We start from the raw sequence: 26195 nt of genomic DNA on the forward strand, positions 1-26195 counted from the left end.
CACCTTCGCTTTAAATTCGGGTGAGTGGTTTCTACGTTTTCTTGTCATCATCTGCTCCAGTCTTTCTGGGGACTATCAAAACAGATCAATCACTTAAAGTCATGTCCGAAAATTGGGGGCCACTTCTAAGCGAGGAGATGATGTTTATATTATTAGATATGAAGATGGTCACGACACGCTTTATGAGAGCGGTGGGAATGATCTTATAAGGTTTATAGATGCTTCACCTGAAGACATCGTTTTGAGTACCGATGGGAATCACATTTACTTTGACTTTTCGTTTGGTGGTAGTCTTACAGTTAAGAAGCAGCTATCTGAATACTATTGGTATTACATTGAGAGTTTTGAGTTTGCTAATGGTGTTGAGTGGGATAGAGAGGATTTACTTTCTAATTTAAGGACTCATCAATTAGAGAGTGGGGTTGTTACTGGATCTTCAGAAGATGATACTTACTCATACTCTTTAGGAGGTAAAGGTTATTCTATTTACGATCATAGCTACTACTCGAGTAGCAATGATACTCTGATCTTTGAAGATTTATTATCTGGTGACATTGAAATACGACGGTATGGTGATGATGCTGTTCTTATTACGCCTAATGATGAAAAAATTAGGATAGTTAATGCATTTTTAATTGATGACTATTATCAAATTGAAAATTTAGTTTTTTCTGATGGTCAGGTGTGGGATTTTCAAGCGTTTCTTGTTGAAATGCAAAACTTAAGAAAAAGTAGTGGTCTCGTTTTTTCTTCTCCATTGGGAAATATCCATGAGCACTATTCTAGCGATGGAAGCTACACTCTCTTAGATTACTCACGGTACTCAGGGATATCATCAACATACGATGATAGATTGATTTTCAAAGATCTTGTTAAGTCTCAAATAGCTATTTCTAGTGTCGGTGATCACTTTATCTATAAAACTGATAATGGGCATGAGCTAAAAATATATAATGCATTTGATTCAGATGACTATGGATTTGAATATTTGGAATTCTCTGATGGTGAAACACTTTCAGGTAAAGAGATATTACAGAAATACTATTCTGATTCAAAGGCAAGTAATGGGGTTATAGTCGGAACTAAGTATAAAGACTCAATAAATATTTTTAGATCTGATGGACGTGTAAAAATTATTGATAAGGCCTATATCGACTTCATAGATTCTAGATATAATGATTCAATTAACTTTTTTGATATTTCTTCTTCTGAAGTGAATTTATATCGTAAAGGCTTCTCTCTATTTATTGATGCTGGGAATGACTCTTTAGTTGAAGTCGATAATCATTACAAGGGAACTGACTTTAGAATTGAGGAGATAAATTTTAGTGATGGTGTTTCCTGGGATTTGGAAGATATAAATAGACTTTCTTCCAATAAAATTGCCAATAGTGAAATTTATGTTGGTTTAGGACATTACACTGGCAATACTTATAACTATTCAACTGATTTAGATAAGATCGTAATAATAGAAGAATCTAGCCCATATCATTCCATTGCTACTGATAAGATTATATTTTCTGACATTTCATCTATTAATATTTCCTACATTAGGAGAAAAAGTGATTTGATCATCAGGTCAGATGACTATGACATTATCTCTATACTCAACTTTTTTACAGATAGCAACCATCGAATTGAAGAGTTTCACTTTAGTGACGGGGTGGTTGTTAGTGATAACTATGTGTTGTCAAATTATATCATTGATGATGAGTCAGTCTATATTGGGACTTCGGATGTAGATGAATATCATCATACTTATGGAACTGGTTCTATTGTTATAGAAGACTATGACTATGATAGATACGCTAACCGTCAAGATGCACTCTATCTACATGGTGTTGATCCTTCAGATGTAGCGTTACTACGTTCAAGTGATTCGCTAGTTATACTCCTTTCTGGTGAAGAGCATATTGTTTTTGCTGACTACTTCTCAAGTGATCACTATAAAATAGAATCTATAAAGTTTGATAATAATGACGTTTGGACCAAAGGAGATATTTTCAATACCTATGTTAATACAGCGCAAGAGCTGGGTTATGTCGCTGGTAGTCATGTGGGTGAAACGTATATCATAGATAGTGATTTTACCTCACTAGAGATTGAGGATTATGATTATGATCAGAGTGAAAACGACCATCTAATATTTTCTGACTCACTTCTCTCTGATTTTAAGTTCTCAAGAGTAGAGGATGATTTAATACTTACATCTGCTACGAGTGAGGTTACGATTCATCGGTATTTCTATTCAAATAGCTATCGAGTTGAAGGTATAGAATTTGCTGATGGATTAGTTATTGATGAAAGTGAGATATGGGTAAAATATGTTACTGATTCCCTTGAAATGGGGTTAATTAGAGGAACTGAGGATTCAGAAGACTACATAATATCAGACCTTAGAAATGATGTGGTAATCAAAGATTATAATAATAGGTATAATTATAAAAAACATATGGATAAGGTGGTTTTTTCTGATAGCTTTGAAGACGATTTTACTTTGATAAGAATAGAAGATGATTTAGCTTTCATGGAGGCGGATGGTGGCAAAATTATCATAGATAACTTTTTTTATTCTAGTCGTTATGCCATCGAATTAGTCGAATTTTCAGACGGTGTGCTGTGGACATATACGGATATAATTGAACGTTATATTAATGATGCATCTGATACTGGTTATGTTAAAGGGACACGAGAAAATGATATTTATACTTTCACTTCTGGTCAGGGAAACCTTGACATTTTAGATTACTATAAATTCAACGAGTCACGTAACGACCAGTTAGTTTTTACGGACTTAGGTTTGAGTCAGGTAACCTTTATAAAAGAGGGTGAAAATTTACTAATTTCTACAAATACGAATGAGCAGGTTAGAATTCAAAACTATTTTTTAGGCAATAATTATTGGGTGGAAGAAATTGAGTTCTCTAGCGGTGAATCTCTAAATAATGATGAAATCTCTAAATTAGTCAATATTGAACGAACATCTTCTGATGTGTCGGATACTTCAACTGATGGTGACAACTACATCGAAGGCTCTTCAGGTGATGATATCTTAGAAGGTGGTCTAGGAAGAGATACTCTGATTGGTAACGGTGGTAATGACACCTATGTGTTCACTAAGGGTGATGGCCATGACATTATTCGTGATAGTGAGGGCTGGAATGACACCATTGAGCTATCCGGATATATCTTATCTGACCTTAAGATTACTAAAGTAAGTCGTAATACAAACGACTTGTTGCTTTCTTTTTATGATAATAATGACAGTATTAAAATTGTTAATGGGGCGAGTTCTAACTTTTTTTCATCGTATTGGAATCAGATCGAGTTTCTAAAGTTTGTAGACACAGATGAATCTGTTCGTCTATCAGAGATTCTGGGTGATGTTGTCTTAACATCTCCAAGTGAATTTAATGATGAAATAAGAGGGAATAGGTTTGGCAATACTTTAACTGGTGGTTTGGGTAGCGACCGTTTAATCGGTGGTGAAGGGGATGATATATACCTCTATCACAAAGGTGACGGTGACGACACCGTCATAGACTCAGGAAGACATGATACTGCTGATACTATCCAGTTTGTGGATTATTTGTCTTCAGATATTACTTACATCGCCGCTTCTGGAGAGGAAGGAAGAGACGCGATTATACGTTTTTCAGAAGGTAGTGATCGCGTAACACTCTACAATGCATTTGACCGAGATGACTCTTCTTGGTCAGTTCGAAACCTTGGCATAGAAAAACTTGTTTTTTCTGATGGAGTAGAGTGGGATCGCTCTAAGCTCACGGAGAAAGTTATACAATACAGCGCTACAGATGATAACGACTCAATTTATGGATACTTTGGCGCAGATATTCTACAGGGTGGTACCGGCGATGATCTTTTAGATGGTCGAGAGGGAGGAGACTCTTATATTATTTCCCGCTACGAAGGTAGTGACAGTATCAATGACAGCGGTACTAATGCTGGTGATATCGATAAACTTAAATTTATAGACATTATTTCTAGTGAGGTGCAAGCATCTCGCCTATTTAAGGGGAGTGAAACAGTTATTTTCTCTTATATTGGTAGTGAAGAAACAATAACTGTTACCAATGCTATCTCAGCTACTGAAGAGGGTATCGAATATTATGAGTTCAATGACGGTGTTATCTGGTCAAAAGAAAATATTAAGTCTCTGCTAAATAATAATACTCCCGTTGCTCAAGACGATGGTTTCTTTACAGTGACGACCGAAACCCCTCTGATTATACAGGCTGAAGAGTTACTTAAGAATGATTACGACCCGGATGGTGAAGACTTATCTATTGTTAGCGTACAGAGCGACGGTAATGGGGTAGCAGAAATAAATGCCGACGGAGATGTTGTTTTCTACTCTATTGGATTTTTCAGTGGTGCAACCCAATTTCAGTATACGGTTTCTGATGAACAAAATGGATTCTCAACTGCCTCAGTCAATGTTCGTGTGAGACCTTTTGCCCAGGCTAATGATGATATGGGAATATCTGTTAGTGAAGATTCTGAAGTCGCCATTGATGCATTGCAATTATTGTCTAACGATGCTGATGGTGACCGTATGGTCATCGGTGAAGTATTTAATGCGGTAAATGGGTCTGTGACGCTCTCCAGTAGTGGACAGATGTTGTTTACACCTGACACAGATTTTGTCGGGAAGGCTTATTTTGATTACGCGGCAAATACGCCAGAAGGTGGTCGTGCTGAAGCTACTGTGACAATAGACGTGCTGCCTGTTAATGATGCTCCTGTGGCGTTTCGTGACTATCTTGCTTCGGTTAATGAAGGTGATGTATTCCTAGTCAATATTGCGGAGCTGCTAAGCAACGATAGGGATATTGATGGAGATGACATCAGTCTTATTGACGTTACAAGTAGTGATAACGCCAATGTTTCTCTCATTGATGACAATACAATTGAAGTTCGTCTCTCACCAGATTTCTTTGGTTATGGCGATTTCCAATACTCGATTGAAGACAACAGTGGGGTTAGTGCATCGGCGAGTGTGAAATTCTCCGTTAAGCCAGTTAATGATGCTCCTGTTACTCAGGCTGATGATATCTCCACGTTAGAAGATTCACCAATATTGATACTGGTGGATGCGTTACTTCTTAACGACAGTGATGCTGATGGAGATTCACTTTCTATCTCTTCTGTATTTGGCGCTAAAAATGGAACGGTTTCTCTAAGGGATAATGGCACCATTCTATTTACGCCAGAAGAGAATTTCTCAGGCACTGCGCAGTTCCAGTACAAGGCGGATGATGGTCAAGGAGGCACATCTTTTGGGTATGTTAATGTTGCTGTCGAAGCAATAGAGGACAACCCAGAGGCTCAAGATGACACTTACATTGATTATGCTTTGTTGACGAGTAGTGAAAACCAATTCATTGAAGTCTCGGTATCTACGTTGTTAGCGAATGATTTTGATGTAGACGGAGATACTTTCGAGTTTGTTGATATTTTTGCTGCAGAAAATGGTGTTGTGGAGTGGGTAGATGCTGAAACAATCCGTTTCACTCCAAATCCAGGTTACTTTGGCGAAGCTTCATTTTACTACAACGTCAAAGACAATACAGGGGCAGTGGATGATGCCCAAGTCTTGATGATGTTTACGAATACTGGCGATGTCGCCCCATTTGCTGTGAAAGACTCAGTTGATGTTTATGAGGACACGCCAACCTTTATAGCTTTCAATGACCTACTAGCAAACGACTACGATGTAGATGGCGATCAACTACAAATTATCGACTGGTTTGTACTTCACTCCAATGTTGCACCCGAAGGCGTTGTTAGCATGTTGGCTGAAGGTTTTCTGTTCACCCCAGATGCTAACGTGACTGAAACATTTGGCTTTTATTATGTCGTGTCGGACGGCACTGGTAACACAAGCAACGCTTATATCGATCTCAATATAATCCCTGTCAATGATGAGCCAGTTGTGGTTGGGGATGATTTGGGTGAATACCACCTCGAAGCGCCAGTTGTTATCCGAATCACTGACTTACTTTCCAATGATGAAGATGTCGATGGCGACACATTGGCTTTTGTCAGTGCCGAAGATCCGGAAACTGGTTATTTCGAACGCTACGACGAAGATTTCCTGATTTTTTATCCGACCACTTCAGCCAACAGTGTTGTGCAGTTTAAGTATCATGTGGCTGATCCGTCAGGGTTACAGGACGAGGGTTACTCAGAATTTGCTCTGGTATCTGGCCAATACGACGGCCAGCTAAATGGAGCAATTGAACGCGATCTATTGATTGGTTCAGAGCAAAGCGATGTTATTGGTGGGCTTGCAGGACGCGACGATATTTATGGTGAAGCCGGTGACGACACGATTAATGGTGGTGATGGTTCCGATTATATCGACGGTGGCAGCGGTTTTGATACGGTTACGCTTGTTGGGTCAAACGTTGGTGTTCGCGTTGATTTAAATCTTGGCCTTGGTCAGGGCGGGTGGGCGCAAGGCGATCGCTACTACAACATTGAATCAGTAGAAGGCTCTGATTACAGCGACCAAATTTACGGTGATTTTGCTGGGAATACATTGCGCGGAAATGCTGGACATGATCTGTTGAGTGGAGAGCAAGGCAACGACTGGCTCTATGGTGACAAAGGCGATGATATCTTACGTGGTGGTTTGGGATCTGATTTTCTGGATGGCGGCGATGGGAAGGACACAGCTGACTACAGCGATGCAGAGCTTGCTCTCAACCTAGATTTGTCCTTGGATTCCCACATCAATGGTGGGGCTGCCGAAGGTGACCGACTCTCTAACATTGAAGGTATTATAGGCACAGACTTCGATGATGTGATTCGTGGTAATACCGAAAGTAATCACCTATCGGGAGGACGAGGCAACGATCTGCTAAGCGGTGGAGAAGGTGATGACACCTTGAATGGTGGTCGCGGTGCTGATGTGCTTGTTGGTGGGCTTGGTATTGATACGGCGGACTACTCGATCTCCTCTGAACGTATCGTAATTGACTTAAATAATGACACTCAAACTGGAGGGGATGCTGAAGGCGATAGCCTTGTCGGTATCGAAGTCATTCAGGGGTCGTATCATGATGACATTATCATTGGAGATGATGCCGACAACATATTCCGTGGTGGTCAAGGCGCTGATAAATTGCATGGCGGTATAGGTTTTGACACTGCTGACTACTCGGAATCAAACGAAGGGGTCCATGTAAATCTACTATCTGGGCAAGGCTTACATGGCGATGCCCAGGGGGACGTATTAGCAGGGATAGAGTCTATTGTTGGTTCTGCATTCAATGATGTTCTCGAAGGGAGTGAAGGCGAGGATACTTTTGAAGGTGGGTTTGGGGATGATGTTCTAAGTGGCGGTTTAGGCAGTGACAACTACCACTTTACTCAATTCATTGGCCTTGATCGTATCGAAGAAGGCGAAGATTTCGATGCTGTCGATGAAGTGCGGTTTGATACTTCTATACTTCCAAAGGATATTTCTCTGATTCAGCAGGGGAACGATTTGATTATTGAGGTGGAAAAATCCACTGATGTTGTGCTCCATGTCATTACCGTTGCTGACCATTTCCTTTCTACATCGACAGGTATTGAAGTCATCAGTTTTGCGTCAGGCATGTCGTGGGATAGAGACGGAATCCAAAGCATGCTGCGGGACGGTTCTTTCTCTGCAAATGATGATACCTACCTCCTTGCTAACGAAGATGAGACCACAACATTTACTCTGGATTGGTTGACCGATAATGATCAGTTCGCCGAAGGTGAAGTCGTTACCTTAGTCAATGCTGTTGCTGTGAGCGGTGGTGATGTCGCTATCATAGGCGGTGCCATCGAGTTTACAGGAACCGAGAACTACCATGGAGATGCCTATTTCAGCTATACCATTCAAGATCAATTTGGCCGCGAGTCCAGTGCAAAAGTTGAATTGAATCTCGCTCCTGTGAACGATGCGCCTAATGCTAACGATGATGGTGTGTTTGTTGGCGTTGAAGATAACGTGTTAGTGATACCTTTTGCAGATTTGTTGGGTAACGACACGGATATTGATGGGGATCAATTGACAATCAGTGATGCTTACTTCTCTGGGATATCGCAGTCAATGCTGGGGGGCGGGGTATTCATCAGAGATGGTGACGTTCACATTAAGCCTCCAATCGATCACTATGGCTATGCGGAATTTACCTACGAGGTAAGCGATAACTTGGGCGGTGTAGATACCGCGAAAGTAGAGCTGTTTTATGAGTCCGTGAATGATGCGCCTAAGAGTGGTGGTAATAACCTCTCATATAGAGGTGCCAGACTTGATAAGACAAATGTATACATTGCCAGTGACTTACTTAACAGCGTCCACGATCCTGAAGGTGATGATTACTATTTTGACGGATTAACCGGCGCTGCTGAAAATGGCATTGTTGAGCTTATTGATACAGGGTTGCCAGTTGAAATCGATGGTGTCGTCTATGAAGAGCCTATTGTTACCTTTGTCGCCAATTCCTTAGGCGATGCAACTTTCCAATATCTCGTTACGGATGAGCACGGCGCTACCAATACCATCACAGTGAATGTCGATGTTAAGCCATTGAATAGTAAGCCAATCGCCAAAGTAGATGAGTTTGAGATTGTTGAAGATGAGGTATTACTGATAGATGCTTCTATGCTTCTGGAAAATGATATCGATCATGATGATGACGTATTGCTTATTTCTGATGTGAATGAGTTCGCGAACAACGGCAAGGTTGAAATCCTGGACTCTGGAACTATTCAATTTACTCCTAAGGCTGATTTTAACGGCGAGGCTGGTTTTTCTTACACGGTTTCAGATGGTAGAGGCGGCTTAAGCCAAGCATACGTAAATGTGGTTGTGAAGCCGCAAAATGATGCACCAGTTCTGGTTAATGATCTTGTTATTAGACAAGAAGATGAACAGTCGCCAATCACGATTCTCGCGGGTGAAATATTTGGCAATGATTCGGACCGCCAAGGAGATGTCATTTTCCTAAATGATGTTGTCTTGCTTGGTGAGGCGGTTGACCTGGTGAGAGATGGCACCTCTGGCACTTTTCACCTGCAACGTTTAGATGATGCCATTGCTTACTCTGTTGATGTAAAGCTAGCATCTGGCGCGCTGTTGCCTGAATGGATTGACTATGATGAAGAGGCTGGTGCTTTCTCTATTTACTCAGAACTAGCTGATGGAAATGAACCAAAAACTGTTCATTTAAACATAGAGTTAAAAACTAGCGGTATAGAACCTGCTTTTGAGGCAAGAGACAACACCTACACCATTGAACTGGAGATATCTCCGCAGAGTGATGAAGCTCTAATTAACACCTTGGTGACGGAGCATTTAGGCTTGTTGGAAGGTTTGGTTTCCAGCATGCCTCCTTCAATTGATGGAGTGCTCCTTTCTTCTTTTATTAAGCCGATGGAAGGGATTACCGCCACTTTGTCAGGCGGCGATAGCCTACCCGAATGGTTGTCATTTGATCCAATGACTCTAACATTTGATGGTGTGCCACCGGAGCATCTCGTTGGTTCTATTCCTGTGCGCTTGAGCATCCCATCTTCCAATACTCAACCGACCTATCGTTTATTCGCTGAAGTCGTTATCGATGATGTTGGGTTTAAAGCTGTGCCAGATGTCACAGCTGACTGGAATGGTGAATCAATATCTGTAGATGTTCCCGAACACTATCATGGGAATCTTGTTCTTGCTTACAAAGCAGAGGATGAGAAGGGAGCCGTCTCGGTTCAGGGTGCGTTGATCGTCTTGAATATCCAACCGGAACGTGATCTTCCAATAGCAGAAACTGATTTCTTGCGGGCAAAAGAAAACACACCGTTGGAGATTTCGGTGATGTCTTTGTTGGAAAATGACAAGGATTTGGATGGAGACTCTATCCAGATTACTGATATCAAACTCCCACTGACCAATAGAATATCTATAGTCCCAACGGTACCTCCATTGGTAACGACCGACAAGGGCGTGATAGTCGAACGTTCATTTTCTGCGAAATTGTCTGATGGTGGTGAGTTACCAGATTGGATGTCTTTGAATGAAGTTACTGGGGAAATCATAGGGTATCCGCCATCTGACCTAGAAACTAGTGTCTACTCAATTACCTGGCGAATGACTGATGGTGCGGAAGTGTCGGAGTACGAGGAAGACATAGAAATTAGTGGTGAAACGAATACTTCAGGTGATGATCTCAATGGTCAGTTAGATATTACACTTGGTACTTTATCATTCTCGCCAAGCGTATCGATAGCTTCAGGAAGTGCCGTGACGGCATCGTTTGAAAGTGGCGAGGTATTACCTGAGTGGCTCTCTGTAAATACAGAAACCGGGGTACTTTCAGGTTTGATACCGTTAGGGTATTACTTCCAAGACACCATCGTTTGGGTTATTGATAATGGAGAGACAATAGAGAGCCACACCGAAGTGGTGACTATCAATGGTAATGAAGGTGCTGTAGTTACTTTTACTCCTCCTTTGGATACAACTGGTCATTTCAACGTCAATTATACATTGACAGATGCTGTGGATGGTGAGGTTATAGGTGTTGCAGTGGTTGATGTGCTCCCACAGCAAGTTGCCCCTTTAGCATTTAACGATGAGTTTAAGGGACAGGAAGACCAGCCGATCCTTATCAGTGTTTCTGATCTTTTGGCCAATGATGAAGATTATGATGACGATTTATTCGTTCTGACTGAATTCACCCAACCCGACCATGGCACTGTTAGTTTATCGGATGGAGTACTCACTTATACGCCTAATGTTAATCACTATGGTGATGATAGTTTCACCTACACCATCACTGATAATCTCCATGGAGAGGCGACAGCGATAGTTTACATCGACCTTGAAGAAGTCAATTTAGCCCCTGAGGCTAATAGAGACTCTTTTGTTGGCGTAGAAGACGAACCACTTGTCATTGATATTGCTAGTTTACTGGTCAATGACACCGACCCGAACGCTGAAGATACATTGGATGTGGTGGCGGTTTATCAAGACGACAATAATGGCCAAGGTTTTGTGCTGTCTGAGCAAGGTAAGATTCAACTGGTACCAAATCATGATGTTACAGGTGTCATTGAGTTTCGATATACTTTGAGTGATGGGAGACAAACAGACTTTGGTTACATTGATGTCGAGTTTGTTGCGAAGAATGACGCTCCCCATGTCGAGGATGATTATTTCGTTATTTCTCGGGATACGACGCTGCAAATTACGACTGCTGATCTCATTGATAACGATTTCGACGTCGAAGGGGATACCATTACTCTGGTCAATGCATTCGACGGAGACAATGGTAATGTTTCTGTCGACAATGGGATCATTACTTTCACACCTAATGCACATTACTTTGGTAATGCTGGATTCACATATCAAGTCACGGATGGACAGGAGGTAACAACGGGTTATGTGTCAGTTGATGTTCTCCCTTCTGAGACGACCATAACGCTAAAGGCTCCTCTATCTGATCGCTATGCGGTAGAAGAAAAAGCGTTCAATATTCAACTTCAGCGAGATTTGTTTGTTAGCACTCAAGGTGCGGTGCTTACATTTGACCTCAGCCGTGTTGATGGAGAACCGTTGCCTGATTGGTTGTTGTTCAATGACCAAGATTTAAGTCTATCGGGAACACCTCCAACGGACTTTGTAGGCGAATTTCTTCTCAGATTACATGCGTCAGATGGTGTTACGACAGTAGCAGATGATTTTGTTTTCTCAGTTGTTTCTGTTAATGATGCGCCAACTTTAGTCTCTCCGCTAAACGATATATTTGAAAACTCTGATGGCAGTGCAATTTCTGCAGGCGAGGCTTTCTCTTTCAATGTGGAAATTGACAAGTTCTCAGACATTGACGGCGATAGCTTGGCATACACTGTCCAATTGGCTTCTGGAGCACCTTTACCTAGTTGGATGGAGTTTGACGGTCAAACTCTGAGTGGTTATTCGCCAGCAAATGTACGTGAGTCAGTTGCTCTGGAGCTATTTGCAACAGATGGTATTGAGATTATCTCGGACCAGTTCATTGTTAACTTTGTGCCTCAAAATGCGATATGGGGTGCTGATAGCGACGATATAATTTCGGGGACTGGGGAGCCTGATATTATCTATGGCTTGGGCGGCAACGATACCTTATATGGCCAACTCGGCGATGACTATCTTGATGGAGGCGCAGGTGACGATCTGATTTATGGCATATCAGGCAGCAATGTACTTTTAGGAGGAGCTGGAAACGATGTGCTTGATTCTGGCGTTAATAGCTTTGATAACTACCTAGATGGGCAAGCAGGTGAAGACCGCATAACGGGCGGTACTGGTACTGACATTATTGCCTTTGATAGGGAGGATTTCTCTGGAAGCACCACTACTCTTAGTAGCGGTAAGGTTATCAACGAAAATGTATACAATGCTGGCTCGGGCTTTGATGTGCTCTCTATCAAAGGTAGTTGGCATGCTGACTTCACTGGTGTTAGCTATCAACCTGAAGCAGGAGTAACAGGTAATGTTATTTCTGGTATTGAAGCGATCGTAGGTGATGAGTATGACCAGAATGTGACGATCAACGCTTTTGCAATAAATGCTCAGTCTGACGATACCATCGGCGGAGATTGGCAAGGTTTTGTTGCAATTCTTGGTGGTGGTGAAGATACATTCAATCTTGAAGGTGCGGGTTGGAACTACGTTGCGGATGCAATGCCAGCGGCCGAATTTACCGCAGATATGGCTGAGACATTGGGTATCACCCTCGAACAGGTAGAGCTACTTGGGGCTTATAGCTTTAGGCATTTGAATTCAGACACATACATTACAGTTTGGACTGATGCCGAAAGAATATCTTTCGTTGGAAGTGATATAGAGCCGCTGTCTTCTGTCGGAGGGCTGAGCTCATCAGTGTCACCAGAGAGTAGCACCGAGAGCAATTTGTCCGATGATTCACTATCTGATAAATATCTTGATGAGCCAACGCAGACTGACTATTCGATGCTTGAGAGCTTTGAGTTCTCAGATGAAGTATTGAAGCCAATGACTACTGAAGATGCAGACTCAACCGCTTATCAATCGGTAGAAAGTTCAACTGAAAGCAATGTGGAAGCAATTTCAACAGACCCGCAACACACTGAAGAAAGCCAAGATGGGGCATTGTTGGGACTAACTGAGGAAGATTTCTTATCAGAGACACAACTTGCCTCTCTAGATAATGATACTTTCACTTTTAGTTAACCTTGCTGAGACAGAGCGCCTGGACAGGCGCTCTGTTTTATTTGGAATGTTGTATTCGGTGTTGCTATGGAAAGCAGAAATAAATATGAAAAGGTTACGGCGGAAACTAAACGTTCTTTAGTTTATGTTGCGCTGTTTGGTGCTTTAGTTAATATTTTGATGTTAACTGGCCCAATTTTTATGCTACAAGTTTATGATAGGGTGTTGACGAGTGGCTCTTTTTCCACCTTATTGGGCCTGTTCTTAATTGTTGTGGTTCTTTATTCATTTATGGCTGCATTCGATTTTATTCGAAGCCGTATGCTTTCAAGAATATCATTTAAATTTGATTTAGAGCTTAGCGAAGCATCTTTCTCTTTGTGGATGAATAACACTTCAAAGATGTTTCACTCATACAAACCTATTAATGATATATCTACAATTAGGAGTTTTATCTCTAGTCCAACAATGGCAAACCTTTACGATCTGCCCTGGGTTCCATTCTATTTACTCGTCGTGTTTCTCATTCACCCCTATTTAGGGGGACTAGCTATGATTGGTTCTTTGTTGATCTCTTTATTGGCTTTTACTAACCAATGGTTGACAAAAAAGAGTAACTTAAAATCTATTCAAGCAGACAGTGTTGAAAGCAGCCTTTTAGACCAATGTTTTAAGAACAAGCAGACGATTTCCTCGCTGGGCTTAGTCGGTAATATTCGTAGTAAGTGGAAAGAACTACGCAATGAGGGGCTAATTGTTCTACAAAGTGGTATTGAAAGGAATGAAGTATTCACCTCAATATCAAAGTCGCTCCGGCTTCTACTTCAGTCTTCGATACTTGCACTTGGTGCTTACTTGGCTTTGGTACAAGAAATCTCTCCTGGAATGATTGTTGCGGCCTCAATTATTGCTGGTCGTGCTCTGACACCGATTGATCAAGTTATCTCTCAATGGAAAGTGATTGTTAAATCGAAAGAAGCACACAAAAGATTAACAAGCATTTACTCTTCCCAGTCAATGATACAAGAAGACTACATGGACCTTCCTAGCCCTGAAGGTATCTTGGAAGTTTTGGGGGTGACTAAGTTTCGTGACTCGAGGGATAAGCCGCCAATATTAGACAAGGTTAGTTTTAAGGTGAATCCGGGAGAAGCTGTAGGCGTTATAGGTCCTTCAGCTTCTGGAAAGTCCACACTTGCAAGCATTGTATGTAATGCGCTAGCTCCTGAACTTGGAGAGGTTAAGTTTGACAGCACCAACAGCTTACAATTTGATCCGGAGAGAAGGTTAGTTGGCTATCTTCCTCAAAAAGTTGAGCTTTTTCCGGGAACAATAAGAGATAACATCTCTGGCTTTGATCAAGCAGAAACTGACGAAGATGTTATCTCTGCAGCCGTGATTGCTGGTGTGCATGATATGATCGTGGGCTTCAGTGACGGATATAATGCAAGAATTGACTCTGACTCAGTAAATTTTTCCGGTGGGCAAATTCAGCGAATAGCGCTTGCTCGCGCAGTATATAAACTTCCTAAATATTTAGTTTTAGACGAGCCGAATTCAAATCTTGACTCTGAAGGAGATGAAGCTCTTAAAAATGCCATTTCAAGTTTAAAGTCGATGGGACACACAATATTAGTTTTGACGCATAGACCAAGTGCCATAGCAGCCGTTGATAAGATATTGATTCTGAGTAATGGTAAAGTGGTTGAGTTTGGTGAAAAAGAGTTGGTATTGAAAAAAACACTTAAGATGGTGAGTCAATAAGATGCTTGATAAATTTGTAAAAACAGAGTTAACAAAAACGATGAGGCTAGGGGCTCTATCTATTGCTGCTTTGTTTTTTTCTCTAGTTTCTCTTTCATGGTTTATTGCAATTAATGGAGCGGTTGTTGCAGTTGGCAATATTGGCATAAATGGGAAGCCAAAAGTTGTTCAGCATATTGATGGTGGAGTTATCGACGACATTTTTGTTCAGGACGGACAACATGTGAATTCAGATAGCATATTAGCAGTATTAGACTCTTCCTTATTGGAAGCGAACTTGGAAATCTATAGATCTCGTCTTTCTGCGGCTCTCGCAACAAAGAGTCGATTGATCGCAGAGCAAGTAGGTGATGATAACATTGAATTTCAAAATGACAATAATCTACTTTATGGCTTTGATGACACATTAGACAAGAAAGGGCAGTTGGAAATTTTCAATGCCAGAAGAGAGTTAAATATAGGTAAAAAGCAACGAATCCAAGAGAAAATAAATCAATTCCAAAACCAAGTTAATGGTATTTCGGGGCAAATAACCTCTCTTTTACTACAAGAAAAACTTATCAAACAAGAGGTGTCTTCTCTTAATATCCTTGAAAATAAGGGACTGATTCCCGAAAATCAGTTATTGAGCGTCAAGAGAAGTTTGGCTGTAGTTCAAGGGGATCTGGCAGAGAGAAGAGCAGAGCTGTCACGAATTAGGAACTCTATCAATGATGCTGAAATAGAGCTATTACAGGAAGAGAGAACTCGTACGGAAGAAATCGTCAATCAGTTGAGAGAATCGAACAGCACTATTCATGAATTGACCCAGCAAATTGTATCAACAACAAACAAACTCAATCGTGTCGAGATCAAGTCTCCTATCGAAGGTATTGTTCATGAGTTAGCTATAACCACAATAGGTGGTGTTGTTCGTTCTGGTGAAATCATACTTCAAGTAATTCCGATAAATGCAAAGAAAGAAGTCATAGTCAGGGTCGATCCCGTTTCCATCGATCAGATATATAAAGATCAGAGGGTTAAAGTTAGGTTTTCATCTTTTAACCAGAATGTTGTTCCTGAACTTGAGGGCCGTGTTGAATATATTTCTGCAGATACATCGTTGGATGAGTCATCCGGCCAGACTTACTACTCTGTCAGGGTTGAAGTTCCAGAGCAGGAATTGAGAAAGCTAGGTAGTTTAGAACTCCTTCCGGGTATGCCAGTAGAAGCGTATATTCAAACAACCAAAAGAACGATAATTGGCTATTTAACCAAACCTTTAACAAATCATATACTCAGAGCATTCAACGAAGACTAGATTGCTCTTTTAACTTGTCATAACTCCTCACAAATTGCCCGCTGAATTTACAGTGGGTAAGCCCCATCCTGCTTGATATTGCAGCACAGCGGCCTATACTAGCGGGCTGCTGTAGAATGGGGCTTTTTCAATGCAAGTATCCGATTTTCATTTTGACCTTCCTGACTCACTGATCGCACGTTATCCGCAAGCTGATCGTACCGCGAGCCGTTTGCTGCAATTAAACGGCAATACCGGTGAGCTGAGTCATAAGCAATTCACTGACATTCTTGATCTTGTCGAGCCAGGTGACTTGATGGTGTTTAATAACACCCGGGTGATCCCTGCGCGTGTCTTCGGCCGCAAAGCGTCCGGTGGCAAGATTGAAGTGCTGGTGGAGCGTATGCTGGATGAAAAATCGATCCTTGCGCATGTCCGCGCTTCTAAGCCGCCAAAACCGGGTACACAATTGTTCCTGGGTGAGAACGATGAGTTCGAAGCGGAAATGGTTGCCCGTCACGATGCCCTTTTTGAAATTCACTTCAGCGGCGAGCAAGCTGTACTTGATATATTAAATCAGGTTGGTCACATGCCGTTGCCACCTTATATCGATCGCCCTGATGAAGAATCGGACAAAGAGCGTTACCAAACGGTTTACAATGAAAAACCGGGGGCAGTCGCAGCACCAACAGCAGGTCTGCACTTTGATGAAAATATTCTTGCGGCACTCAAAGAGAAAGGCGTAGAAACGGTATTTGTGACCCTTCACGTTGGTGCCGGTACCTTCCAGCCAGTGCGTGTTGATGATATCAATGATCACGTGATGCACTCTGAATATGCTGAAGTGCCACAAGAAGTGGTGGATGCGGTTCTGGCAACCAAAGCGCGCGGAAACCGCGTGATTGCGGTAGGTACCACGTCTGTGCGTTCGCTGGAAAGTGCGGCTCAGCATTCAAAGAATGAAGGCACTGACCTAGAGCCTTTCTTCAATGATACCCAAATCTTTATCTATCCGGGTTACGAATGGCAATTGGTGGATGCATTGGTGACCAACTTCCACTTGCCGGAATCAACCCTTATCATGCTGGTGTCTTCTTTTGCAGGCTATGAGCACGTGATGAATGCTTATAAAGAAGCCGTGAACAATGAATATCGTTTCTTCAGTTACGGAGATGCGATGTTTGTCACCCGCCAGACTGAGGTATAATCAGACGCTGGCTATTATGCCGCATTGCTTTCTGTGATGTGGCGACTCCAAATTCAACTGGCTGTCAGCAATTTTGCGACAGCCAGTTTTGTCTCTGTGCGACAGGCACATTAGCGCCAGACTGTTTCTCTGGCATTTCGGAGGTATTGTGAAATACGAACTGATTAAGAAAGAAGGCCGCGCGCGTCGTGGTCGTCTGGTTTTTGAACGCGGCACTGTTGAAACCCCGGCATTTATGCCAGTGGGTACTTACGGCACCGTAAAAGGGATGACACCGGAAGAAGTGGCTGATACTGGCGCACAAATTCTTCTGGGTAATACTTTCCACCTGTGGCTTCGCCCCGGTCAGGAAATCATGCGTGCCCACGGTGACTTGCACGATTTCATGAACTGGCAGGGTCCAATTCTGACCGATTCAGGCGGTTTCCAGGTATTCAGCTTGGGTGCAATGCGTAAAATCACCGAAGAAGGTGTGCATTTCCGTAACCCAGTGAATGGCGACAAGATTTTCATGGACGCAGAGAAGTCGATGGAAATCCAATACGATTTGGGTTCTGACATTGTAATGATCTTCGACGAATGTACGCCATACCCGGCGACACACGAAGAAGCAAAGAAATCGATGGAAATGAGCCTGCGTTGGGCACAACGCAGCCGCAACCATTTCGACAAAATGGGTAATAAAAATGCACTGTTTGGCATCGTTCAAGGGTCTGTTTACGAAGACCTGCGCGATGTGTCCGTCGAAGGCCTGACCAATATTGGTTTTGATGGCTATGCGGTGGGTGGTCTGGCGGTGGGTGAGCCAAAAGAAGACATGCATCGCGTTCTGGAACATACCTGTCCAAAACTGCCTGAAGATAAGCCACGTTACCTCATGGGCGTAGGTAAACCGGAAGACTTGGTGGAAGGTGTTCGCCGTGGTATCGACATGTTCGACTGTGTGATGCCAACGCGTAACGCGCGTAACGGCCACCTGTTTGTGACTGGCGGTGTGATCAAGATCCGTAATGCGAAGCATAAAAGTGACACAACTGCACTGGATCCAGAGTGCGACTGTTACACTTGCTGCAACTACAGCAAGGCGTATTTGCATCATCTTGATCGCTGTAACGAAATTCTGGGCGCTCGCCTGAATACTATCCACAACCTGCGTTACTACCAGCGTCTGATGGAGAGTTTGCGTAACGCTATTGACGAAGGTAGATTAGAGGCCTTTGTTAAGGAATTCTACGAACGCCGTGGCCGTGAAGTGCCACCGCTGAAAGAAGACTAGGAATTCTCGCCTTGCCGGAAGAGTGCTTTCGGTGAGGCGAAAGTCTAGAAAATGTTCATATTGATACGAGGACGTTACTGAATGTTTATTTCTCAAGCTCATGCAGCAGCAGAAGGCGCACCACAAGGCGGCGGTATGCAGCTATTTATCATGCTTGGCCTGTTTGCCGTTATTTTCTACTTCATGATTTACCGTCCACAGGCTAAACGTGTGAAAGAACACAAGAACCTGATGGCATCAATGGGCAAGGGCGATGAAGTTCTGACCGGTGGCGGCCTGGTGGGTAAAATTACCAAGATTTCTGATGAAAACGACTTCATCGTTATCGCACTGAGCGACAACAACGAAGTGACCATCAAAAAGGATTTTGTGACTGCTGTTCTGCCAAAAGGCACTATTCAGTCGCTGTAACCCCCTAGCCATAAAGGATCCTAGCAGTGCTAAACCGTTATCCTTTGTGGAAGTACATTATGGTGGTGTTGGTCATTTTTGTCGGCGCCCTTTATGCACTTCCCAATATCTACGGTGAAGATCCAGCGGTTCAAATCACCGGGGCGCGTGGCGCCTCGGTTGATCTCTCCACACTGGACACCGTCAAATCTTCCCTCGAAAAAGATAAAATCTCTTATAAATCCATTGCGCTAGAAAACGGCACTGTACTGGTTCGTTTCTCCGACACTGATAATCAGATTGAAGCTCGTGACGCTCTAAACAGCGAACTCAAAGAAGACGGTCTGATTGTTGCGCTTAACCTTGCTCCTGCAACGCCTGATTGGCTGGAAGCCATTGGTGCCAATCCAATGAAATTGGGTCTGGACCTCCGTGGTGGTGTGCATTTCCTGATGGAAGTGGACATGGACGCGGCAATGGAAAAACTGCTTACCCAGCAGGAAGACACCTTCCGTACTGAACTTCGTGAAGCCAAAATCCGCTATCGCGGTATCCGCGTGGGTGGTGAGGACAACATTGAAGTCATGCTGCGTAATGAAGCGGACATGGATGCTGCAGAAAGTGAACTCGCAAGACTGCACCCAGATATGGTGTTCACCACCGATAGTGCCCGTTTTGCTGTTTCTGCGAAGTTCACTGAAGAGCGCCTTCAGGAAATCCGTAACTACGCGGTTGAGCAGAACATTACTATCCTGCGTAACCGTGTTAACGAGCTGGGTGTTGCCGAGCCATTGGTGCAACGCCAAGGCGCAAGCCGCATCGTGGTTGAGTTACCGGGTGTTCAGGACACGGCACGTGCGAAAGAAATCTTGGGTGCGACTGCAACCCTGGAATTCCGTGAAGTGGATGACAGCGCCGATCTGGCTGCTGCGGCCGCAGGCCGTGTACCACCGGGTAGCGAAATCAAATACACCCGAGACGGTCGTCCGGTCGTGCTGAAAAAACGTGTGATTCTGGGCGGTTCAAGCATTACTGATGCGAGCTCAAGCTTCGATGAATACAGCCGTCCGCAGGTAAATATCTCGCTCGATAGCGACGGTGGCAGCAAAATGGCAGCGTTCAGTAAGAACAATGTCGGCAAGCTGATGGCTACTGTGTTTGCAGAATACAAAGACAGTGGCAAGCGCGATGAAAACGGAAAGGTTATCCTTTCCAAGCATGAGGAAGTGATCAACCAAGCGACGATTCAAACTGCACTGGGCCGTAACTTCCGTATCACGGGTATCGACTCTCAGGCAGAAGCGCATAACCTTGCACTGCTGCTGCGCGCAGGTGCTTTGATCGCGCCAATCTCCATTGTTGAAGAGCGCACTATCGGTCCATCTATGGGTCAACAGAACATCGATATGGGTATTAAAGCCTGTATCTGGGGTCTGCTGGCGGTCATGTTGTTCACGCTGGTTTACTACCGTCGTTTTGGCCTGTTTGCGAACTGTGCGCTGGCGGCAAACATCATCCTGATTATCGGTGTGATGTCGATGATTCCGGGCGCAACCATGACCCTGCCGGGTATCGCAGGTATCGTTCTGACGGTCGGTATGGCAGTTGATGCCAACGTCCTTATCTTTGAGCGTATCCGTGAGGAGCTCAATGAAGGGCGTAATCCTCAGCAAGCGATCCATCAGGGCTATGCGAACGCATTCAGTACCATTGCCGATGCGAACATCACCACACTGATCACAGCAATCATTCTGTTTGCTGTGGGTACAGGCGCGGTGAAAGGCTTCGCTGTGACACTGTCGATCGGTATTCTGACATCTATGTTTACTGCAATTATCGGTACCCGTTGCCTGGTCAACCTGGTTTACGGCGGTAAGCGCATTAACAAGCTGTCGATTTAAGGAGGCATTAAGATGTTTCAACTATTAAGGCCTGACTTTAGCATCGACTTTATGCGTTGGTCGAAGCCGGCGTTTTTCCTGTCACTTCTAATGATTGGCGCGTCAATTTTTAGTCTGTCTACCAAGTGGCTGAACTGGGGGCTGGACTTCACTGGCGGTACGTTGATTGAAGTGGGCTTTGAGCAGCCTGCAAACCTGCCACTGATTCGTGAGTCACTGGAAGCAAAAGGCTTTGGTGATGCTATCGTTCAGAACTTCGGTACTGCACGTGACGTGATGGTTCGCCTTCGTCCACGCGAAGATGCGCAGGGTGAGTTGCTGGGTAACCAGATTCTGGATGCCATTAAAGAAGGCACGGGTCAGGCAGTAGAAATGCGCCGTATCGAGTTTGTTGGCCCTAACGTGGGTGACGAACTGACAGAAGCGGGTGGTCTGGCGATACTGGTATCGCTAATCTGTATTCTGCTGTATGTCTCTTTGCGGTTCGAATGGCGTCTGGCGGCGGGTGCAGTTGTTTCTCTCGCACACGACGTGATTATCACGCTGGGTATCTTCTCGTTCCTGCAGATTGAAGTTGACCTGACTATTGTGGCAGCACTGTTGACGGTTGTCGGTTACTCGCTCAACGATACCATCGTTGTATACGACCGTATCCGTGAGAACTTCCGTAAGATGCGTAAAGGTGATGCGGATGAGGTCGTTAATGCCTCAGTGTCCCAGACTCTGAGCCGTACCTTGATCACATCTGGTACGACATTGTTTGTGGTTATCGCATTGTTCCTTCAGGGCGGTGCCATGATCCACGGCTTTGCGACCGCGTTGTTGATTGGTATTACCATCGGTACTTACTCGTCTATCTATGTTGCTTCTGCGCTGGCGCTCAAGTTGGGTATTACCCGCGAGCACCTGCTTCCACCGCCTCCGGTGGAAAAAGAAGGCGAAGAATTCGACGCTATGCCTTAACGAAAAACGGAGCCGATTGGCTCCGTTTTTTTATTAAAAGTCCTAGAGCCTAGGAAAAGCAGATCCTAGGAAGAGCAATAGCACTAGATATATGGTTCTAACAGCTTAAACTGCGCAGCCAACAAACAAAAACGGCGTCCCGAGGGACGCCGTTTTATTGATTCTAACGAATCTTATTTTTTCATCGCTTCGTTCGCGTTGTCGCGAATTTTCGCCAAAATACCTTTCAGTACTTTCGGGTTTGAGGTCACGATGTTGCCTGACTGAACGTAGTCAGTACCGCCAGCGAAGTCAGTGCAAATTGCACCAGCTTCACGGGCAATCAATTCACCTGCAGCGATATCCCAAGGTTTCAGGCCCAGCTCAAAGAAACCATCAACGCGGCCAGCAGCTACGTAGCAAAGGTCAAGAGCAGCAGAGCCAGTGCGGCGGAAGTCAGCACACTCAACAAACAGTGCACTAACGACTTTGATGAAGCCTTCAGAGTGTTGTTTAGCTTTGAACGGGAAGCCAGTTGCCAGAACGGTACCGTTCAGATCTTTCGCAACGCCTACACGGATACGCTTACTGTTCAGCTGCGCGCCTGCGCCACGCTGAGCAGAGAAAAGCTCGTTACGGATTGGATCGTAAACACACGCAACTTCGGTACGGCCTTTAATGCGCAGGGCAATAGACACAGAGAAGTGCGGGAAACTTTTAACGAAGTTAGTGGTGCCATCCAGTGGGTCGATGATCCATTGGTAATCAGTGTCTTTACCTGCAACCACACCGGCTTCTTCAGTCACGATGTTGTGTTCAGGGTAAGACTTCTTGATTACGTCGATAATGATTTGCTCAGCTGCTTTGTCGATATTAGTAACAAAGTCGTTAGAACCTTTCTGAGTGGTTTCAACGTTATCAGAGTTCTCTGCAGATTTAGCGATGAAGTCGCCCGCCTTTCGCGCAGCGCGAATGGCGATATTTAGCATAGGATGCATACGATTTTCCCAACGGATGTTAAAGAACGAAAAGCGGCGGCGAGTATATCAGAGCTGGACCAAAAGGGAAGCGGTTATTTTTTGCTCACTCGCCTTTTCTGGAAGGTCGTAAAAAGGGTAAAACAAAAGCGGTTGTGTTAGAATCCGGCGGTTTTTCTTCCTAAAATAATTCAGTGATAGCGAAATGTTAGAAAATATTCGAATTGTGCTGGTGGGTACCACGCATTCAGGCAACATTGGTTCGGCGGCTCGCGCAATGAAAGTGATGGGTCTGAAACACATGATACTGGTCGCTCCTGAATGTACAGTCGATGGGCAAGCGATAGCGCTTGCAGCCGGTGCCAGTGATATTGCTAACAACGCACGTATCGTTGATTCCGTTGAAGAGGCGGTTGCCGATTGTGGTCTGGTGATCGGAACCAGCGCCCGTAACCGTTCGCTAGAATGGCCAATGCTGGACTCCCGCGAGTGTGGCGTAAAAGCGATTGAAGAAGCAGCCCAATACCCAGTGGCATTTGTCTTTGGCCGTGAACGAACCGGCCTGACAAACGATGAGCTTCAGGCGTGTCACTTCCATGTGGCTATTCCTGCTAATCCGGATTACAGCTCGCTGAACCTTGCTATGGCGGTACAGACCCTTTGTTACGAAGCGCGTATGGCTTGGCTTGATAGTCAGGCTTATAAAGGGGAAGTGAAAGAACAACCTTATCCATTGGCTGAAGATCTAGAGCGCTTTTACGCTCACCTTGAACAGGTTTTAGAGACGACGGGCTTTATCAATAAATCCCACCCAGGCATGGTGATGACCAAATTACGCCGCCTGTTCAACCGTGCAAGACCGGAAAGTCAGGAACTGAATATTCTTCGCGGTGTGCTGTCATCAGTTGAAAAACAACACAAAGATAAGCAAAGATGACCACTTTAAAATTGTGGTTAAAAGCCTGACTAAAATGGTAGGTTAAATACTTGACCACTTTAGTCGGGTATGTCAGACTCATTTCATTACTCGCTCACAGGTAGGATGTTATGAGACTGACTTCGAAAGGCAGATATGCCGTCACAGCGATGCTCGATGTCGCGCTACACTCCGAGATGGGGCCTGTGCCTCTCGCCGATATTTCAGAGCGTCAAGGGATCTCTCTGTCATATCTGGAGCAACTTTTCTCCCGCCTTCGTAAAGCAGGCTTGGTGTCTAGTGTACGTGGTCCAGGTGGCGGTTATCGACTCGGTGTTAATGCAAATGAAATTGCAGTCGGCATGGTGATTGCCGCTGTTGATGAATCGGTAGATGCGACCAAGTGTCAGGGCAAAGGCGATTGCCAAGGCGGAACACGCTGCCTTACGCACACGCTATGGCGTGACCTTAGCTCCCGTATCAGCAGCTTTTTGAATGACATTACGCTTGGCGAACTTATGCAAGACAACGAAGTCAAGCATGTCGCGGATCGTCAGGACTCCTCACTTGAGTCCTCAACAATTGTTAGGCATGGTTTAAACTCCAGTGGCAGTGAAAAGCCAGCCACCACTTTGGGTGTGAATTTTCGCTCGTAGTTAGATGTGCCGGAGTACTTGGAGACACAAATGAAATTGCCAATCTATTTTGATTATTCAGCGACATGCCCAGTGGATCCGCGTGTTGCAGAAAAGATGATGCAGTACCTGACCCTTGATGGTTGTTTCGGTAACCCAGCATCCCGTTCGCACCGTTTTGGCTGGCAGGCGGAAGAGGCGGTAGATACTGCCCGTGAAAACATCGCCAACTACCTTAACGCTGACCCTCGAGAGATCGTGTTCACTTCTGGTGCAACAGAATCTGACAACCTGGCAATTAAGGGTGTGGCGCATTTCTATGGTAAGAAAGGTAAGCACATCATCACCTGTAAAACTGAGCACAAAGCTGTATTGGACCCATGCCGTCAGCTGGAGCGTGAAGGTTTTGAAGTGACATACCTTGAGCCAGAGTCAAACGGTATTGTCGATCTAAACAAGCTGGCTGACGCGATTCGCGAAGACACCATTCTTGTTTCTATTATGCACGTGAACAACGAAATCGGCGTGGTTCAGGATATTGCTGCGATCGGCGAGCTGTGTCGTGAGCGTAAAGTCGTATTCCACGTTGATGCGGCTCAATCTATCGGCAAACTGCCTCTGGACACTCAGGAAATCAAAGTTGACCTGATTTCGATGAGCGCGCACAAAGCATACGGTCCTAAAGGTATCGGTGCTCTGTATGTTCGTCGTAAGCCACGCATTCGTCTAGAAGCGCAAATGCACGGTGGTGGTCATGAGCGCGGTTTCCGTTCTGGTACTCTGCCAACTCACCAAATCGTAGGCATGGGTGAAGCTTTCCGTATCGCGAAAGAAGAACTTGAGAAGGACACGGCGCATTCTCTGGCATTACGTAACCGTTTCTACGACGGTGTGAAAGATCTGGAAGCTGTTTATGTGAATGGCGATCTGGATCAGCGCGTTGCATCAAACCTAAATGTGAGTTTTGCTTTCGTTGAAGGTGAATCATTGTTGATGGCGCTGAAAGATCTGGCTGTTTCTTCGGGTTCTGCATGTACATCTGCCAGCCTGGAACCTTCGTATGTACTTCGTGCACTGGGTCTTGATGACGAATTAGCACACAGCTCAATCCGTTTCTCATTCGGCCGTTTCACGACAGAGGAAGAAGTGGACTACGCGGTTGAACAAGTACGCCAAGCGGTGACCAAGCTACGCGAAATGTCACCACTGTGGGATATGTACAAAGAAGGTATTGATTTAAGCACTGTAGAGTGGGCACACCACTAAGCGGTTCAGGGTTTTGAGGATAAGATCATGGCTTACAGCGAAAAAGTAATCGATCATTATGAAAATCCACGTAACGTGGGTGGTTTTGACAAAAACGATCCAAACGTAGGTAGTGGTATGGTTGGTGCACCAGCGTGTGGTGACGTGATGAAACTGCAAATCAAGGTAAACGAGCAAGGCATCATTGAAGATGCGAAGTTTAAAACCTACGGTTGTGGTTCGGCGATCGCGTCGAGCTCACTTGTCACTGAGTGGGTGAAAGGCAAGTCTCTGGACGAAGCTGCGGCAATCAAGAATGCTGAAATTGCAGAAGAGCTGGAGCTTCCTCCTGTGAAGGTTCACTGCTCAATTCTCGCGGAAGATGCTATCAAAGCAGCAGTAAGCGATTATAAGAAAAAACACGAAGCTTAATACGAT

The 26195-nt window shown here is 44.3% G+C and carries 13 protein-coding genes; 12 read left to right on the forward strand and 1 reads right to left on the reverse strand.

Annotation, left to right across the window (positions count from 1 at the left end; translation table 11 throughout):
- The first annotated feature begins 112 nt into the window (after positions 1-112).
- The 8 genes from GMA8713_RS27295 to secF all read left to right on the forward strand — a co-directional run bounded on the left by GMA8713_RS27295 (position 113) and on the right by secF (position 22005).
- Positions 113-13246 carry a tandem-95 repeat protein gene (locus tag GMA8713_RS27295; protein WP_062708348.1) on the forward strand — a complete coding sequence of 4378 codons (13134 nt, stop codon included), beginning with the start codon at positions 113-115 and terminating at the stop codon, positions 13244-13246.
- 66 nt (positions 13247-13312) lie between these two features.
- Positions 13313-14989 carry a type I secretion system permease/ATPase gene (locus GMA8713_RS09215; protein WP_062708351.1) on the forward strand — a complete coding sequence of 559 codons (1677 nt, stop codon included), beginning with the start codon at positions 13313-13315 and terminating at the stop codon, positions 14987-14989.
- Between the two features lies 1 nt (position 14990).
- Positions 14991-16289: an HlyD family type I secretion periplasmic adaptor subunit gene (locus GMA8713_RS09220; protein ID WP_062708353.1), complete on the forward strand. Its 1299-nt coding sequence runs from the start codon at positions 14991-14993 to the stop codon at positions 16287-16289.
- 130 nt (positions 16290-16419) lie between these two features.
- The gene (gene queA / locus GMA8713_RS09225) at positions 16420-17475 is read left to right on the forward strand and encodes a tRNA preQ1(34) S-adenosylmethionine ribosyltransferase-isomerase QueA (RefSeq protein WP_062708356.1); all 1056 of its coding nucleotides are present in this window, start codon (positions 16420-16422) and stop codon (positions 17473-17475) included.
- Between the two features lie 148 nt (positions 17476-17623).
- Complete coding sequence (gene tgt, locus GMA8713_RS09230) at positions 17624-18751, forward strand: tRNA guanosine(34) transglycosylase Tgt (protein WP_062708359.1); 1128 nt, start codon at positions 17624-17626, stop codon at positions 18749-18751.
- Between the two features lie 81 nt (positions 18752-18832).
- The gene (gene yajC / locus GMA8713_RS09235; protein ID WP_062708362.1) at positions 18833-19162 is read left to right on the forward strand and encodes a preprotein translocase subunit YajC; all 330 of its coding nucleotides are present in this window, start codon (positions 18833-18835) and stop codon (positions 19160-19162) included.
- A gap of 26 nt (positions 19163-19188) precedes the next feature.
- Entirely contained in the window at positions 19189-21042 is a 1854-nt protein-coding gene (gene secD, locus GMA8713_RS09240; RefSeq protein WP_083939838.1) for a protein translocase subunit SecD, read from the forward strand.
- A 12-nt stretch (positions 21043-21054) separates the two neighbouring features.
- Positions 21055-22005 (forward strand): protein translocase subunit SecF, encoded by a 951-nt coding sequence (gene secF, locus GMA8713_RS09245; protein ID WP_062708364.1) that lies wholly within the window; start codon positions 21055-21057, stop codon positions 22003-22005.
- A 173-nt stretch (positions 22006-22178) separates the two neighbouring features.
- Here the strand turns inward: secF and suhB are convergent, their stop codons facing one another.
- The gene (gene suhB / locus GMA8713_RS09250; RefSeq protein ID WP_062708368.1) at positions 22179-22982 is read right to left on the reverse strand and encodes an inositol-1-monophosphatase; all 804 of its coding nucleotides are present in this window, start codon (positions 22980-22982) and stop codon (positions 22179-22181) included.
- Positions 22983-23166: 184 nt separating this feature from the next.
- Between suhB and trmJ the strand changes: the two genes are divergently transcribed.
- The 4 genes from trmJ to iscU all read left to right on the forward strand — a co-directional run bounded on the left by trmJ (position 23167) and on the right by iscU (position 26189).
- Positions 23167-23898 carry a tRNA (cytosine(32)/uridine(32)-2'-O)-methyltransferase TrmJ gene (gene trmJ / locus GMA8713_RS09255; RefSeq protein ID WP_062708370.1) on the forward strand — a complete coding sequence of 244 codons (732 nt, stop codon included), beginning with the start codon at positions 23167-23169 and terminating at the stop codon, positions 23896-23898.
- 110 nt (positions 23899-24008) lie between these two features.
- The gene (iscR, locus tag GMA8713_RS09260) at positions 24009-24533 is read left to right on the forward strand and encodes a Fe-S cluster assembly transcriptional regulator IscR (RefSeq protein ID WP_002536934.1); all 525 of its coding nucleotides are present in this window, start codon (positions 24009-24011) and stop codon (positions 24531-24533) included.
- Positions 24534-24563: 30 nt separating this feature from the next.
- Positions 24564-25778, forward strand: coding sequence for an IscS subfamily cysteine desulfurase (locus GMA8713_RS09265; RefSeq protein ID WP_062708373.1), 1215 nt, complete (start codon positions 24564-24566; stop codon positions 25776-25778).
- Positions 25779-25805: 27 nt separating this feature from the next.
- A complete protein-coding gene (gene iscU / locus GMA8713_RS09270) occupies positions 25806-26189 on the forward strand; it encodes a Fe-S cluster assembly scaffold IscU (protein WP_062708375.1) in 384 nt (127 codons plus the stop codon).
- Positions 26190-26195 lie beyond the last annotated feature (6 nt).

The sequence above is a fragment of the Grimontia marina genome, assembly GCF_900060185.1.
GTDB classification, from domain to species: Bacteria; Pseudomonadota; Gammaproteobacteria; order Enterobacterales; family Vibrionaceae; genus Enterovibrio; species Enterovibrio marinus.

Bases quoted from the DNA above. Each gene is read 5' to 3' on its own strand.
- GMA8713_RS09215 (WP_062708351.1), top strand. From the start codon at position 13,313: ATGGAAAGCAGAAATAAATATGAAAAGGTTACGGCGGAAACTAAACGT.
- GMA8713_RS09220 (WP_062708353.1), top strand. From the start codon at position 14,991: ATGCTTGATAAATTTGTAAAAACAGAGTTAACAAAAACGATGAGGCTA.
- queA (WP_062708356.1), top strand. From the start codon at position 16,420: ATGCAAGTATCCGATTTTCATTTTGACCTTCCTGACTCACTGATCGCA.
- yajC (WP_062708362.1), top strand. From the start codon at position 18,833: ATGTTTATTTCTCAAGCTCATGCAGCAGCAGAAGGCGCACCACAAGGC.
- secF (WP_062708364.1), top strand. From the start codon at position 21,055: ATGTTTCAACTATTAAGGCCTGACTTTAGCATCGACTTTATGCGTTGG.
- suhB (WP_062708368.1), bottom strand. From the start codon at position 22,982: ATGCATCCTATGCTAAATATCGCCATTCGCGCTGCGCGAAAGGCGGGC.
- trmJ (WP_062708370.1), top strand. From the start codon at position 23,167: ATGTTAGAAAATATTCGAATTGTGCTGGTGGGTACCACGCATTCAGGC.
- iscR (WP_002536934.1), top strand. From the start codon at position 24,009: ATGAGACTGACTTCGAAAGGCAGATATGCCGTCACAGCGATGCTCGAT.
- GMA8713_RS09265 (WP_062708373.1), top strand. From the start codon at position 24,564: ATGAAATTGCCAATCTATTTTGATTATTCAGCGACATGCCCAGTGGAT.
- iscU (WP_062708375.1), top strand. From the start codon at position 25,806: ATGGCTTACAGCGAAAAAGTAATCGATCATTATGAAAATCCACGTAAC.